The organism is Priestia megaterium NBRC 15308 = ATCC 14581, assembly GCF_000832985.1.
In the GTDB taxonomy this organism is placed as follows: Bacteria; Bacillota; Bacilli; order Bacillales; family Bacillaceae_H; genus Priestia; species Priestia megaterium.
Genome location: NZ_CP009920.1, coordinates 797238 through 811457, shown reverse-complemented (window position 1 = coordinate 811457; position 14220 = coordinate 797238). Strand labels below are relative to the sequence as shown.

Here is a 14220-nt window from a genome sequence, read left to right as displayed (position 1 = left end):
AGTAAACTCACCGCCTGTTGTGTTAATGAGCTTAGTGTTTACGATGTAAAAACGAGTTATGCGAAAAATGTGGAAGAATAGAAAAGATATGTTATGGTAAAGAAAAGAGGTGATGGCATGCTGCATTCATTTACGTTAAAAACGAATAACCGTGACGAAATGATCGACGTCACGAGTCAGGTACAAGCAGTAATAAGAACAGAAGGATTAAAAGAAGGGGCTGTAGTTGTTTACTGTCCTCATACAACCGCTGGTATAACAATTAATGAAAATGCGGATCCGGATGTAAAAACCGATATGATCCGACGCTTCGATGAAGTATATCCTTGGGAACATAAGTTAGATCTTCATATGGAAGGAAATACGGCGGCGCATCTCAAAGCGAGCACGGTCGGCTCCTCTCAGCATATAATCATTCACGACGGGCAGCTACTGCTAGGAACGTGGCAAGGAATTTATTTTTGCGAGTTTGATGGACCAAGGACTCGTACGTATTATGTGAAAATTTTATCCCTACAATAACTTTTTTTCATACGCATTGTCCAATTTTCTTTTTAAAGTTGTTATAAAACAAAATTTATTTAATATAAATGTTATATAACAGTTAAAGGGAGAGATTGAACAATGGAAAAGATCGGTGCAGAACAAGAAACAGTGAAAAAAGAAAACGAAAAAACAAATTTTACATGGGTGGAAGAATACCCAACTATTTTAGACATTGTCAACGAGTATTACAGTACGTGTCGATAAAATGGGGAAGGCCGGAACAAAAGTATTTCAGTTGAAAGAGGATCCGAACGATGAATCGTTCGGATTTTTTTCATTGTGAGGGTGAACGCAGGTTTACTGTATATAGCTATGTCTTACTATCTTTTTTATAAAAAAGATATAATAGTAGCAATTTTCTTAAAAAGTTTAATATAATAAATATTAGGGTACTGAATTGTATGAAATAAAGATAAAACGCATCGTTTCATACTATTTCCTTTTTTACCGCTAGTATAACCTTGAAGAAAAAGTTTCATTTGATATACTAACTATACGCTTAGTCTTTAAGAGAAAGATGAAGATTCATTGTCATTGTTACACGCAGTGAATGAGCTGCCTTTGCTTGGCGAAAACGTCGTACAAACAAAGACAGATAGCGAATTGTTTTGGGTGCGTTCATTTAGTTCAAAACAGGGAGGCGATTAGTCTATGTTACTTGTACGTATGGCCATGATTGGTTTCTTTTCATTAACAGCCATATCATTGTTTTCTTTTCAGTCCGTTGAAATTATCCATGCTATTATGGACTTTTTCTCATCAGCTGATAAGTACTAAAAAACGATATCTTTTTTAAATAAAAAGCGGATAACCCCCCTTAGGGGGCTATCCGTCAAAAACCGCCCAAAAGGCGGTTTTTTTATGCTTATAGCTATGCTAACAGACGCACTGCATACGTTCTCTGATGACAAAGTCCACGTGTTTTTTAGCTTAACATTCGTTAAAATAAGTATTTACGTACTGTTCAAACTGAAGCCAATCGTCCACGCGAGGGACATTTACTTCTTCGTTATACGGGTAGTTCATGGCAACAGCATGGCGACCTGTAGCTTGAAAAGCCTTCAAATTATGCGGTGCATCATCAAATAGCAAGTCTCCGTATATTTTATCTTTTTGGTGTGTAAACACGATATTGTATTTTCCGATAAACGGAAGGTGTTTTTCAACCCACTGCTCTTTTTCTGTATAAGCATAGGTACGGCTGCTTGTGACAATTAAAATGGAAAATCTTTCATAAAGTCGTTTAAGAACCTCAACAGCATGAGGCAGAGGTTGTAAATGTAAAAAAAGCCCCGGCTGATCGAGGTAGTCATAAATTTTTGTCCCGCATTCCGGCTTTACATACTTTTCTGATTCCCAGCATTTTAACTTTTCAACCGATAAGCTGTCGCAATAATCTTTGTTATATTGGTTATGCCAATCTGTCATAAGATCACAAATGACAGAATCCATGTCAATTAAAAGGGTGTACATTTATTCAACTTCCTTTACATTATTCATCTACACGCTTGGTTTTGCAATGTAATGTGCTGCTTCTACTATACCAAATCTTTTACATGCAGAAAAAGAGCAAGCCGCATCAAAATCGCACAGCTTGCCCCATTTATAGAAACTACATTCTTTTAGCACCTAAATAGCGTTTGCTCCAATAGCTCTCTTTTAGAGAAGAGATGCTCACACCTTTAGATGAAGAGCAGTGAAGAAACTGGTTATTTCCTAAATAAATTCCTGCATGAGAAGGCCCTTTTGTATAGGTTTGGAAGAACACAATATCTCCGGCTTTTGGACTTGAGACGCGCGTTCCTTTTTGATAAATTTGAGCTACTGTTCGAGGAAGTTGAACCCCGCCTCCATGTTTGAACGCATAGCCAATAAAACCGCTGCAGTCAAAGCCGCTTGGCGTTGTTCCGCCCCAGCGATATCGAACGCCCATATACTGTTTTCCTTTGTTAATCACTGCGTTAGGGTTATAGCGCGCTGAGCTAGAAGGCGATTTACCCTTTGCTGAAACGCCTAGTTTAGCATACGTTCCCTTTCCGACAATACCATCTGCTGCTAGTCCATTTTTGCGCTGAAATGATTTTACAGCAGAAGTTGTAACAGTCCCAAAGTATGTAGTCGTATTCCCTTTAAAATAACCTTTATTTTTCAACGTTTGTTGTAGTTGTTTAACATCTTGGTGATTCATGCCTTGGCGAAGCGTTTGGTCGCCTAGAGCCGCTTGGCTGACAATCGGGCTAGTAGAAACAATAACGCCAGCAAGCGTAAGAGCTGCTATTACTTTTTTCATAAAACTAGTACCCCCTGAAAATTTTTCCTGATTTGAGTAAATTCATCATATCATCTTTCGACAGTGTTCTACGTTACAATTTCATTACATATATGAAAAAAATGAAATATAAAGGTGAATATAGTCTTATAAAAGCTGTAACTAAAAGGGTTCTTTAGATGTGCAATATTGCTAGAAAAACTTTGAATATTTGACGGTAAATAACTAAAAGATATGAAAAAGTATGTACATTTAAAATTTAACAAAGAAATATGTTGTGAATTACTACACAAAAAGTTCGAACTCGGGTAAAATGTAGAACTATAATATAGTAGTCATGTATGTGACTTTGATGAGGTGAAAGTAATGAAAAGAATAGGTGTATTAACAAGCGGCGGAGATTCTCCAGGTATGAATCCTGCGGTTCGTGCTGTTGTGCGTAAAGCAATTCATGAAGGTATGGAAGTTTACGGTATCTATCAAGGATATCAAGGGTTAATAGAAGGAAATATTAAAAAGCTAGAAGTTGGAGATGTTGGTGACATCATTCAACGCGGCGGAACTATGCTTTATTCTGCAAGATGTCCAGAATTCAAAACAGAAGAAGGGCGTTTAAAAGGTATTGAAAACCTTAAGAAGCACGGTATTGAAGGCTTAGTAGTTATTGGTGGAGACGGATCATATATGGGAGCTGTAAAACTAACAGAGCTTGGTTTCCCTTGTATCGGTATCCCAGGAACAATTGATAACGACATTCCAGGAACAGATTTTACATTAGGATTTGATACGGCTCTTCATACGGTTATCGATGCTATTGATAAAATCCGTGATACGGCAACTTCTCATGAACGTACGTTTATTATTGAAGTTATGGGTCGTAATGCAGGAGACATTGCTCTTTGGTCAGGTCTTGCTGGCGGGGCGGAAACAATCCTTATTCCAGAAGCAAAAGATGAGTTCCAAGAAATGGTTGACCGTTTGAGAAAAGGACAAGAGCGCGGTAAAAAGCACAGCATTATCGTAGTAGCTGAAGGCGTAGCCAATGGTAATGAAGTAGCGAAGCAGCTGCATGAAGCAGCAGGTATTGAAACGCGTGTAACAGTATTAGGACACATTCAGCGCGGTGGTTCCCCAACTGCTCAAGATCGTGTGCTAGGAAGCCGTTTCGGCGGTCGTGCAGTCGAGCTTCTGCTAGAAGGTAAAGGCGGTCGTGCAATCGGTATCCGTAAAAATGAAATTGTAGATTATGATATTATGGAAATTTTAGGTGAACCTCACCATATCAATGCTGATATGTACCGTTTATCTAAAGAGCTTTCAATCTAATCACAGTATGGCTGAGGCGAAACTTCTTATATGGAAGGAGTTTCGTCTTTTTTTGATTGCATCCCTGTCCCTTCGCAGTGTTTGCATGTTTTCATGTAACCGATACCAGGAATAACGGCTAGCTTTCCGAGTCCTTTGCAAAAAGTGCAAATTAATTCAAAACCAAACATCGTTCCATCCCCTCTGTACAAGTTTTCTTTCAGTTTATCATAAAAGTAGACAAATAATTTTAAAAATTATAGAAATAATCAAAAAAATGATTACATTTGAACAGCGAGTGATATAGTAAAGAGAGAAGAACATTTTACAAAAGAGGAGAGGAAGCGTGATGTTTAAACGAATTTTACTTGCCTCAGATGGCTCAGAGCATGCAGCTAAAGCAACAGAAAAAGCCGTTCAGCTGGCTCAGCTGACGGAAAACAGTTTTATTCAGGTCATTTATGCAGTAGAGGGTGATTCAAGATTAAAATCACTTAGCCGCGATGAGGAACGGGAAAGCCGGATACATACAACAGATGAAATTTTAAAGCAAGGAAACGTGGAGTATGAGATTACGTTTATGCACGGAGACGCGGCTAAAACAGTGATTCAATTTGCTAATCAAAATTCATTTGACCTTGTAGTAATAGGAAGCAGAGGTTTAAATCCTGTAAAAGGCATGCTGCTTGGAAGCGTGAGTTCTAAGATTGCACAGCAAGTAACGATTCCTGTGCTAATTGTTAAATAGGAGAGAAATGCAATGGTAAAACAGTACAAAGAATTAAAACAGCTCATTGATGATGCTAAACACATTTGTTTTTTTACGGGAGCAGGAATGAGCACAGAGTCGGGCATACCGGACTTTCGCTCTCAAAATGGCTTATATCGCCAAAATAAAAGCTTTGTGGACATAGTAGCTGCTGACTTCTATGAGCAATATCCTCATGAATTTTGGCCGCTGTTTAAAGAAATTTTTCATATTAAAATGCTGCATCAGTATAAAGCAAATACGGGCCATCGCTTTATTGCTGAACTAGAAGAAGCCAAAACCGTGCATGTGATTACGCAAAATATTGATGGCTTGCATCAAGATGCAGGAAGCACGAACGTTTTTGAAATTCATGGGTCCATTAAGAGAGCTCATTGTCCGAGCTGTAAAAAAGAGTATGACTTAGCGTATTTAAATCAGTCAGCTCTCCCACAGTGTACAGCGTGTGAGCGCCTTTTAAAGCCAAATGTTGTTCTCTTTGGAGATGCCATTCATCAGTTCGATGAAGCAGTTACAGCAGCGCTGTCATCTGATTTATTCATCGTGCTTGGTTCATCGCTTGAAGTAGCACCGATTAATCAAATTCCGCTGCTTGTGAGCCGGTACAATCGTCCAAATATGGTGATGATTAATAAAGAACCTACCCATTACGATTATTTGTTTGATTTGGTTATCTATGATTCCATTGGACAAGTGGTCGCAAATTTATAAGCGTCTATGCATGGACATAGCGCTTTTTTAGCATTTAGTGATAAAGTGTAGGGATGTATCATATGGTGTAGTACATCATCCATTCGCTAATGGATAGAAGGGATGTTTGCGCATATGAGTGGAGGCTTGAGAGTTTGTCTATTCATTGTTGGTATTGCACTCAAAGTGACAGCTGTTTTGACTTTGATTTTTGAAATGAATCTTGCCCCTATCCACGGAAGGAGTCTCACTTATTATGCTGAAGCGATAGGTATGAAACTCCCCATTATCTGTTTTGTTCTTGGTTTTTTTTGTGTAGCAGCAAGCTTTTATTTACCTGCTAAAAATCGCCGCACCAGTAAATAGCAAGGGCAGGAGACTAACTAAAACGTTTGACTGCAAAGTTTTTAACATTTAAAATAAAGTCAATAAGTTTAAAAAGAAATAGGATAATTATTCCTTATTCTTTTTAGATATACGGAAATAGAGGTGATTGGATGGGGCAGTGTACCACGTTGGCGAAGTAGCATTATATGCACCAGTGTCAAAGCGTACAATACAGTATTATATAAACCTACATTTGCTTCACGCATATCGCTCTTTATCACATAATCGCTCTTTTAAGACGTTAACAGACTTTAACTTTATAAAGATTGTAAACTACTAAATTTTTTATAAATGAATGGAAGAGAGAATCAGCGCTGAAGCAACATCATGAAATGAAGCGATGTGAGCCATTGCTTCACATCTAGAACAGCTGAATAAAGAATGACCTGCTACATTAACGAGTGAAACGTGAGATAAGGAAGAAAGACTGGCAGTTTTGCTCCATATAAAAATGTTTATACATTTATCATGTGATTCCTCCTTATATGCACTTTTCCAAGTGATCAGTACAGGGATAGAGTTCTTTATCCAAATTTTTTATTTTTTAGGAGGTGAGTCCTTACTCGTTTTTAAACGAGCTAAGGAACTTGATTGGACATATTTAACTTGATTTTACTAGCGGTACTGATTGCATTAACTGCTTTTTTCGTTGCTACCGAGTTTGCGATTATTCGCGTGAGGAGTTCCAAAGTGGATCAGCTTATAGCAGAAGGGAGCAGCAATGCAAAAGCTGCGAAGCAAGTTATTTCAAATTTAGATGAATACTTATCTGCGTGTCAGCTTGGTATTACGATTACTGCGCTGGGAATTGGTTGGTTAGGAGAGCCTACACTTTCGCATCTCCTCTCCCCATTACTTGATCAACTAGGGATAAGCGGAGCTTTAACAAAAGTACTATCTGTTGCGATTTCTTTTGCGGTTGTTACATTTATAAACGTTGTGGTCGGAGAGCTTGCTCCGAAAACATTTGCAATTCAAAAAGCAGAGAAAGTCACTTTATTATTTGTTCGTCCGCTTATACTCTTTTATAAAGTAACCTATCCTTTCATTTGGCTATTAAACAGTTCTTCTCGTTTAATAACAGGGTTATTTGGTCTAAAGCCTGCTTCAGAAAATGAGCTTGCACACAGTGAAGAAGAGCTTCGCATCTTGTTATCAGAAAGCTATAAAAGCGGTGAAATCAATCAATCGGAGTTTAAATATGTAAGTAAAATTTTTGACTTTGATGATCGCGTTGCCAAGGAGATTATGGTGCCGCGTACGGAAGTCGTTTCGATTGACCAGGAAGATACGGTCGAATACATCCTTGAGATGGTCCAAGAAGAGCGGTTTACCCGCTATCCGGTCATCGATGGAGATAAAGACCATATTATTGGAATGGTCAATATGAAAGAGATTTTAACCGAGATTGTCATGAACAACAGCAAGGAAAAAATAGATTTAAAACAGTATATCCGTCCTGTTATTGAAGTAATTGAATCGATTCCTATTCATGATTTATTGCTTAAGATGCAGCGTGAACGCATCCATATGGCTATTTTAATTGATGAATACGGAGGAACAGCAGGGATTGTAACAGTAGAGGATATTTTAGAGGAAATTGTCGGTGAAATTCGTGATGAATTTGATGCGGATGAACTTCCATTAATTCAGAAAGTCAAACCCGATCATTATATTGTAGATGGAAAATTATTAGTAAGTGAGCTTAACGAGCTGCTTGGCACAACAATTGATGATACGGATGTTGATACAATTGGAGGCTGGGTCTTGACGGAAAAATATGACGTCAAGCAAGGAGAAAGCCTTAGCTTTGATCAGTATGACTTTACCGTTACGAAAATGGAAGGCCATCACATTCAATATATTGATGTGATCAAAAAACGTCAGGTGCATCAAAGCACGGATGAAGCGGTTAATGTGTCAGACATGAATCAGTCACAGGCTTTATCTTCGTAACAAAAAGGCGCATTGCAAAAGAGCAATGCGCCTTTCTTATGGAAAAAGCGTGCTGGGAAGATGACAAAGTCATATGATGGAACTATGGGATAATATTACCGCTATGAATCTTGAAATCAATTTGCTTTAATAAAAGTATGAAAACTCTATCAAAACTTTTATTAGTAACATTGTTGTCTGTCACTCTAGCTTTTGGTCTTAATAACACTGCGCAAGCAGCAACCGTACATACCGTTCAATCGGGCGATACGATGTGGAAAATAGCAGTAAAATATCAGGTTGGCGTTTCCGAGCTGATTGAAGCGAACTCTGCTATTAAAGATCCTAATTCGATCTACCCGGGACAAAAAATTACCATACCAACAGATAAAGCGGGAAGTTCATACGAAGAGCAAGTGGTTCAGCTAGTGAATCAAGAACGTGCTAAAGTAGGGCTTAAACCTTTAAAATCTAATTGGGAAGTAGCTCGCGTTGCTCGCTATAAATCGCAGGATATGATTGATAAAAACTATTTCAGTCATACATCGCCTACATATGGAAGTCCGTTCGACATGATGAAAAAATTTGGTATTACATACAGTACAGCAGGTGAAAATATCGCTGCTGGACAAGCAACTCCAAAAGAAGTGGTTAACGCATGGATGAATAGCGAAGGTCACCGTAAAAACATACTATCAAGTCAATTTACCGAAATCGGAGTAGGTTACGCTAAAGGCGGAAACTACGGTCATTACTGGACTCAAATGTTCATTTCAAACTAAAAAAGAAAGGAAAAAAAGCTGACTATTAAGTCAGCTTTTTTTAGCTTCGAGCACTTTCTAGAAATTCTTTTGGATTGCCAGAGAGCTTTCCGTCCTGTTCAACGATGAGTGTGCGCGTAGGGAAAGCAAATTCTACGCCTTCTTCTTCGAGAATGTCCATAATTTCGAAGTTTATATTTTCTTTTACATCTAAATAATCAGCGAAAACGGTTGTATTTGTAAAGAAATACAGATAGATATTTAGACTGGATTCATAAAAACCGTCAAAGTTAACCAGAATCGTTTCATTGTGAATTTCTTCGTGCTCAGTCAGCATCTTTTTAATTCTTGCCACTACGGTTTCTAACTTTTCTTTTGGTGTATTATAATTCAAGTTTAAATGAAAGGCAATTTGACGTTTTCCCATCTTAGCCCAGTTAATAATAGGCTCATTAGAAAGAGTAGCATTTGGAACCGTTACCACTGCTTGAGCGAACGTTCGAACTTTGGTGCTTCGAAACGTAATATCTTCTACAACACCTTCAACACTCGGTGTTTTAATCCAATCTCCAATGGTAAAAGGCTTTTCGGTAATAATCACAATTCCGCCGAATAAATTACTAACGGTGTCTTTTGCGGCTAGGGCAAAAGCAAGACCACCTAAGCCAAGACCTGCTACAAAGCCGTTTACGTTAAAACCCCATTCTTCTGCGATGATGGAGATAGAAAGCATAACAACAACGATGCGGATGAACTTTTCAATAAAAGGAATGATGATTCGATCCACTTGGATATCAAAATTTTTGGCAAACGTTGCAAAAAATAAATTGGTAGAAGCAGCTAAATTATACAAGCCCCATCCTGCAAGGCCAACAGAAGCTGAACGAACTAAATGTCTTTCCGTATCGGCTGTTAAAACATCAAAGGGAAGATAGGGAAGAGCAAGCTTGAAACCAATAATGACAAAAACCCAGCGCAGCGGCTTTTCAAAAGCTTCTAAAACGCTCGTAATTAAATTGATTTTTTTATTTTTGACAAAACCAATAATAAACTTAAACAAATAAGTCGTGAACAGCTTGCGAAGAATCAAAAAGATCAAAAAGATCCCAATCGCAATCACGATTTTTTTCCAATCATCCAACGATGACAGAGACTTTAAAAAATCCATACAATCCTCCTAATTACCAAAACTGTGCTACAGTTCATTTATATCCGTCAATTGAAGCATGTCTATGTAGAATGTACTGTACCCTAAATTCATGCTTTTTAAAAGCTTCTTCCCTATTAAAATAGCATAAAAATACCCGTAAATCTATTTAAGTGATAATTATGAATATATCTCTTTTTAATAAAAGAGACAGACAACAGTCTGAAAATAAGTTGTATAATAAATAGATAATATTATAAACGTTAATGTATCTTATTATTTATTGAAAACGTTCGTTGGAGGGAGAAGTTTTGTTAAGTCAATTAAATAAAATGCTAGAAAAATTGATGCCGTTTATTACGCCGGTCAGCTTGCTCATAGGAGTTCTTATCGGTTCGTCATTAAGTCAGTATGCCTTCTTAATTCCCTGGCTTTTTGCATTAATGACGTTTGCCGGAAGTTTGAATTCAAACTTTCACCAGTTAAATGCCACGATACACCGTCCATTTCCAATCATTATGGCCCTGTTTGTTTTACATATTTTTATGCCAGCGTGGGCTTGGAGCGTTGGCCAAGTGATTTTTCCACATGATGTATTTACAAGCACGGGTCTTTTGCTAGCAGCGATTATTCCAACAGGCGTGACTAGTTTTATATGGGTCTCGATTTACAAAGGAAGTATTCCTCTTGCGCTATCCATCATTTTAATTGATACTCTTTTGGCGCCGCTTATCGTTCCTTATACGCTTTTATGGGTGGTTGGAGACACCGTGCATTTGGAAGCGCTAAAGTTAGTCAAAGATTTATGTTTTATGATTGTCCTTCCATCTTTGTTAGGGATGTGCTTAAATCAATATACAAAAGGAACAATTAAGCAGACATTAGGACCAAAGCTGGCACCTGTTTCGAAAATAGGGTTAAGTGTGATGGTTATGATAAATGGGGGAGTAATTGCACCTTATTTAAAACATATTGATAAAAAACTGCTGTTTATTATCCTGATCGTCTTTTTAATGAGTTCAGCTGGTTATTTCTTCAGCTGGATGATTGGCAAATGGCTAAGATGGGATCGAGCAAAAGTTGTGACGCTTACGTTTTGCGGAGGCATGAGAAATATTAGCGCCGGAGCCGTGTTAGCCGTATCTTATTTTCCGGCTCCCGTTGCTGTACCGGTTGTGCTGGGGATGTTATTTCAGCAGGTATTAGCTGCTTTATCAGGGCGTTTAGTTCAAAACTATTACGAGAAAAAAGACGCTGAGTTTATTTCGTTAAAATAAATGGAAGAAGCAAGGGACGAACCACAGTAATCATAAAGTAAGCACTCTGTTTTAATGAGGAGAGATAAGGGGCTTGTACGCTTGCTGCGTTCAAGGTAACGAGACGATTAGAAAAAGGAACGGTGTGGCATACTAGGAAGAAAAAGGTCGGATATTTGTGCTTATCAATATAGCGCTGGCGTTTGTTTTACCTTGGATTTTTGGCACACTCTATTTACATCCTAAAAATCGTCGTTTACTGCCTTTAGTAGGAACTGCTTTTTGCATTTTAGCAATCGTTATCAATGAATTAGGGAGCTATTATGGTTTTTGGAAACTCCGCACTTCTTTAGAAAATGAAGCATTAGAGGCGCTGCCTTTTAATTTAGGCGTCTATCCTGTATTGGCTAGCTATATGATTTTTTTAATTCAGCGAATCGGAAAGCCTCATTTTTTTATTCTGCTTATTACGCTGTTTACAACATTTTTAGAAGGAACGTATGTGCATATGGAAAGAGTAATATACGGAAACGGATGGAATCTCGTCTGGACATTTTTTTCCTACTGGATTCCGTACAGCGTGATTTATTTATACTATAGGTATTTGGTTAGTCTTAGACTGCTTCACTAGAAGAAAGAAAAAGAAGTAAATATGTACAATAAAAAAAGCCGTGAATATTCACGGCTTTTTTGTTAGATCGCTTTTTTCGAGCTAGATTTATCTTTTGAATGATCCCACGCTTCAATATTATCAAGTCCAGAAATGCTGTCTTGGTAGAAGACAGGGTCTTTTCCAGCTTTCTTTTGACCAAGATAATCTTTGAGTGCCGCAAAGGCTACTTTCGAGAGCAATAGAATGGCGATTAAATTGACTACTACCATAAAGCCCATAAACAGGTCTGCTAAATCCCATACAAGCTGAATTTGAGAAATAGAACCGAACACAATCATTGCAAGTACAGCAACACGATAAGTCATCAGCCAAGCTTTATTTGTGTTCAAGAACTCAATATTTGTTTCTCCGTAGTAGTAGTTACCAATTAATGTACTAAAAGCAAATAGGAAAATCATAATTGCAAGAGCACCTGTTGCCCAAGAACCAATGTGAGTGCTTAAAGCAGCTTGTGTTAACTCAATACCGCTTAAATTTTTATTTGTATAAGTACCTGAAAGCAAAATGATAAAGGCAGTACTGCTACAAATAATAAGCGTATCTGTCAATACACCAAATGCTTGAATCAATCCTTGCTTTACCGGGTGGCTTGTTGTTGCAGCTGCGGCTGCATTTGGAGCACTACCCATACCAGCTTCGTTTGAGAATAATCCGCGTTTAATTCCTTGCATAAGAGCTGCTCCAAGAGAACCGCCGGCAATTTGATCGAAACCAAATGCATTTTTAACGATTAATGCAATAAGAGAAGGCATCTCTTGAATGTTCATAATAATAATGAAGAGTGCTACTGCAATATAGGCAACAGCTAGTACCACAACAATGTATTCTGACATTTTTGCAATACGCTTAACTCCGCCAAAAATAATGGCAGCGAAAGCCACTGTCATAATAATTCCTAACACTAAACGATTTGTTCCGAACGCATTTTCAAACGCAAGGGTAATGGTGTTCGATTGTACAGCATTAAAAATTAAGCCGAATGATAAAGTGATTAAGACAGCAAACAGTCCGCCCATCCAGCGCTTCTTTAAACCTTTTTCCATATAGTAAGCCGGTCCGCCTCGGAAGCCGCCGTCTTTGTCTTTTACTTTGTATATTTGTGCTAATGTACTTTCGATAAATGCTGAAGCTGAACCAATAACCGCAAGCACCCACATCCAAAATACAGCACCAGGTCCCCCTAAAGCGATCGCAATCGCAATACCTGTAATATTCCCCGTACCAACGCGGGCTGCCATACTGATGCAAAACGCTTGGAATGGCGAAATTCCGTCTTTAGAAGAGCTATCCGCACCTTCTTTTAATACACGGATCATTTCTTTTAATAACCGAATTTGTAAAAACTTTGACCTAAAAGTAAAAAACAAACCAAATGCAATCAGCATCGCAATCAGTAAGTAGGACCAAAGAAATTCGTTGATTGAACTAACAAAACCTTGAACTACTTCTTGCATAGTTTCACCTCTTCATGAATTATAGTAGAATAATAATGAAAAACATGAATTTATAGAATTTTCCCTCTATTTAGATAGATCTCCCTATTTCCCCGCTGTTTTTCTTCATTATCCTTGTCGAATCTTGTTGCTAAATCTGAACCTTATATATATATAAAATAATAATTTTGGTCTTTTGTCAACTAACCTCACATGGAAAAATAGGGTGATATGACAAATGAAGCGGGTATGAAAAGGCTATAACAGCAGGGATGAAAGAAATTTCATTTTGTTTTACTTAATTGTTGCTAGAAAATAAAAGTTTTAGGCCCAGTACGCCAAAAACCGTTCCTTTTACATATTTTAATGTGTGCTGAAAGATGCGGCTTTTTTTGACTTTTTTTCCAAGGCCAGAAGCAAATAGCGCAATAAGTGAAAAGATGATGAGCGTTTCGGCGATAAAGATGATACCGAACAAAATCATCTGTAAGCTTACATGTCCAAGAGACGAATTAACAAACTGCGGTAAGAACGTGATGAAGAAAATAGCTACTTTTGGATTGGTTAAGTTGCTAACGAATCCTTTTCTAAAGTGATGGTGCTGCTGAACGTTTTCTGTTAATTCCAACGGACCGCTTTTTTCGCGAAACGATTGGTATGCTAAAAACAGCAGGTACAGAACGCCTACAACCTTTAGAATCGTAAAGGCTATAATTGATTTTTGAAAGATAATAGATAGCCCCACTGCGGCTAAAAGAGTATGTACAAATGTTCCCGTAATAGATCCCAATACGGTTTTGATGCCTGCTTTGATGCCTGAAGCAATACTTTGTGTCATTACAAAAATCATGTCTTGTCCTGGTATTAAGACAATGATAAGTGACACGGCTATGTAAGGTATAAGCCAAGAAAATGTCATGATGATTCCCTCCCAACAGAATTTTAACCATTTCGACAAAAAGTTCTCAAGAGTGTGTGCTAATGAATTAATAGATTAATGGAGTAAAGTTAAGAAGGCATAAAAGCATAAAAAGAGGTTATTTCTTCTA

17 protein-coding genes are annotated in these 14220 nt (G+C 37.8%); 11 read left to right on the top strand and 6 right to left on the bottom strand.

Going from position 1 to position 14220, the window contains the following annotated elements; all coding sequences use genetic code 11:
* The first annotated feature begins 117 nt into the window (after nucleotides 1-117).
* The 3 genes from BG04_RS04790 to BG04_RS31635 all read left to right on the top strand — a co-directional run bounded on the left by BG04_RS04790 (nucleotide 118) and on the right by BG04_RS31635 (nucleotide 1323).
* Nucleotides 118-522 carry a secondary thiamine-phosphate synthase enzyme YjbQ gene (locus tag BG04_RS04790; RefSeq protein WP_034649427.1) on the top strand — a complete coding sequence of 135 codons (405 nt, stop codon included), beginning with the start codon at nucleotides 118-120 and terminating at the stop codon, nucleotides 520-522.
* Between the two features lie 102 nt (nucleotides 523-624).
* On the top strand, nucleotides 625-750 hold the full coding sequence (locus tag BG04_RS31640) for a hypothetical protein (RefSeq protein WP_016765283.1): 126 nt from the start codon (nucleotides 625-627) through the stop codon (nucleotides 748-750).
* 447 nt (nucleotides 751-1197) lie between these two features.
* Complete coding sequence (locus tag BG04_RS31635; protein WP_013058681.1) at nucleotides 1198-1323, top strand: hypothetical protein; 126 nt, start codon at nucleotides 1198-1200, stop codon at nucleotides 1321-1323.
* A 153-nt stretch (nucleotides 1324-1476) separates the two neighbouring features.
* Here the strand turns inward: BG04_RS31635 and BG04_RS04785 are convergent, their stop codons facing one another.
* Complete coding sequence (locus tag BG04_RS04785; RefSeq protein ID WP_016765282.1) at nucleotides 1477-2019, bottom strand: 5' nucleotidase, NT5C type; 543 nt, start codon at nucleotides 2017-2019, stop codon at nucleotides 1477-1479.
* A gap of 139 nt (nucleotides 2020-2158) precedes the next feature.
* Nucleotides 2159-2836, bottom strand: coding sequence for a C40 family peptidase (locus BG04_RS04780; protein WP_016765281.1), 678 nt, complete (start codon nucleotides 2834-2836; stop codon nucleotides 2159-2161).
* 345 nt (nucleotides 2837-3181) lie between these two features.
* On the opposite strand from BG04_RS04780, the gene pfkA reads away from it, so the two are divergent.
* Entirely contained in the window at nucleotides 3182-4141 is a 960-nt protein-coding gene (gene pfkA / locus BG04_RS04775; protein ID WP_013058678.1) for a 6-phosphofructokinase, read from the top strand.
* 26 nt (nucleotides 4142-4167) lie between these two features.
* On the opposite strand, the gene BG04_RS31315 is transcribed toward pfkA, so the two are convergent.
* A complete protein-coding gene (locus BG04_RS31315) occupies nucleotides 4168-4311 on the bottom strand; it encodes a hypothetical protein (protein WP_013058677.1) in 144 nt (47 codons plus the stop codon).
* A gap of 158 nt (nucleotides 4312-4469) precedes the next feature.
* Here BG04_RS31315 and BG04_RS04770 point away from each other — a divergent pair, with 158 nt between their 5' ends.
* The 5 genes from BG04_RS04770 (at nucleotide 4470) to BG04_RS04750 (ending at nucleotide 8683) form a co-directional block, all read left to right on the top strand.
* Entirely contained in the window at nucleotides 4470-4868 is a 399-nt protein-coding gene (locus BG04_RS04770) for a universal stress protein (protein WP_013058676.1), read from the top strand.
* 12 nt (nucleotides 4869-4880) lie between these two features.
* Entirely contained in the window at nucleotides 4881-5600 is a 720-nt protein-coding gene (locus BG04_RS04765; protein ID WP_034649430.1) for an NAD-dependent protein deacylase, read from the top strand.
* A gap of 114 nt (nucleotides 5601-5714) precedes the next feature.
* Nucleotides 5715-5945 (top strand): YuzI family membrane protein, encoded by a 231-nt coding sequence (locus BG04_RS04760; RefSeq protein WP_034649433.1) that lies wholly within the window; start codon nucleotides 5715-5717, stop codon nucleotides 5943-5945.
* A gap of 612 nt (nucleotides 5946-6557) precedes the next feature.
* Nucleotides 6558-7922 (top strand): hemolysin family protein, encoded by a 1365-nt coding sequence (locus BG04_RS04755; protein ID WP_028415084.1) that lies wholly within the window; start codon nucleotides 6558-6560, stop codon nucleotides 7920-7922.
* A 251-nt stretch (nucleotides 7923-8173) separates the two neighbouring features.
* Nucleotides 8174-8683 carry a CAP domain-containing protein gene (locus tag BG04_RS04750; protein ID WP_034649434.1) on the top strand — a complete coding sequence of 170 codons (510 nt, stop codon included), beginning with the start codon at nucleotides 8174-8176 and terminating at the stop codon, nucleotides 8681-8683.
* A gap of 40 nt (nucleotides 8684-8723) precedes the next feature.
* On the opposite strand, the gene BG04_RS04745 is transcribed toward BG04_RS04750, so the two are convergent.
* A complete protein-coding gene (locus BG04_RS04745) occupies nucleotides 8724-9830 on the bottom strand; it encodes a mechanosensitive ion channel family protein (protein ID WP_034649436.1) in 1107 nt (368 codons plus the stop codon).
* Nucleotides 9831-10120: 290 nt separating this feature from the next.
* Between BG04_RS04745 and BG04_RS04740 the strand changes: the two genes are divergently transcribed.
* Nucleotides 10121-11086, top strand: a complete 966-nt coding sequence (locus tag BG04_RS04740; protein ID WP_034649437.1) for a bile acid:sodium symporter family protein — start codon at nucleotides 10121-10123, stop codon at nucleotides 11084-11086.
* A gap of 157 nt (nucleotides 11087-11243) precedes the next feature.
* Entirely contained in the window at nucleotides 11244-11696 is a 453-nt protein-coding gene (locus BG04_RS04735; RefSeq protein ID WP_034649439.1) for a CBO0543 family protein, read from the top strand.
* 62 nt (nucleotides 11697-11758) lie between these two features.
* On the opposite strand, the gene BG04_RS04730 is transcribed toward BG04_RS04735, so the two are convergent.
* Nucleotides 11759-13192 (bottom strand): alanine/glycine:cation symporter family protein, encoded by a 1434-nt coding sequence (locus BG04_RS04730; protein ID WP_034649440.1) that lies wholly within the window; start codon nucleotides 13190-13192, stop codon nucleotides 11759-11761.
* Between the two features lie 277 nt (nucleotides 13193-13469).
* Complete coding sequence (locus BG04_RS04725) at nucleotides 13470-14090, bottom strand: LysE family translocator (protein ID WP_034649441.1); 621 nt, start codon at nucleotides 14088-14090, stop codon at nucleotides 13470-13472.
* Nucleotides 14091-14220 lie beyond the last annotated feature (130 nt).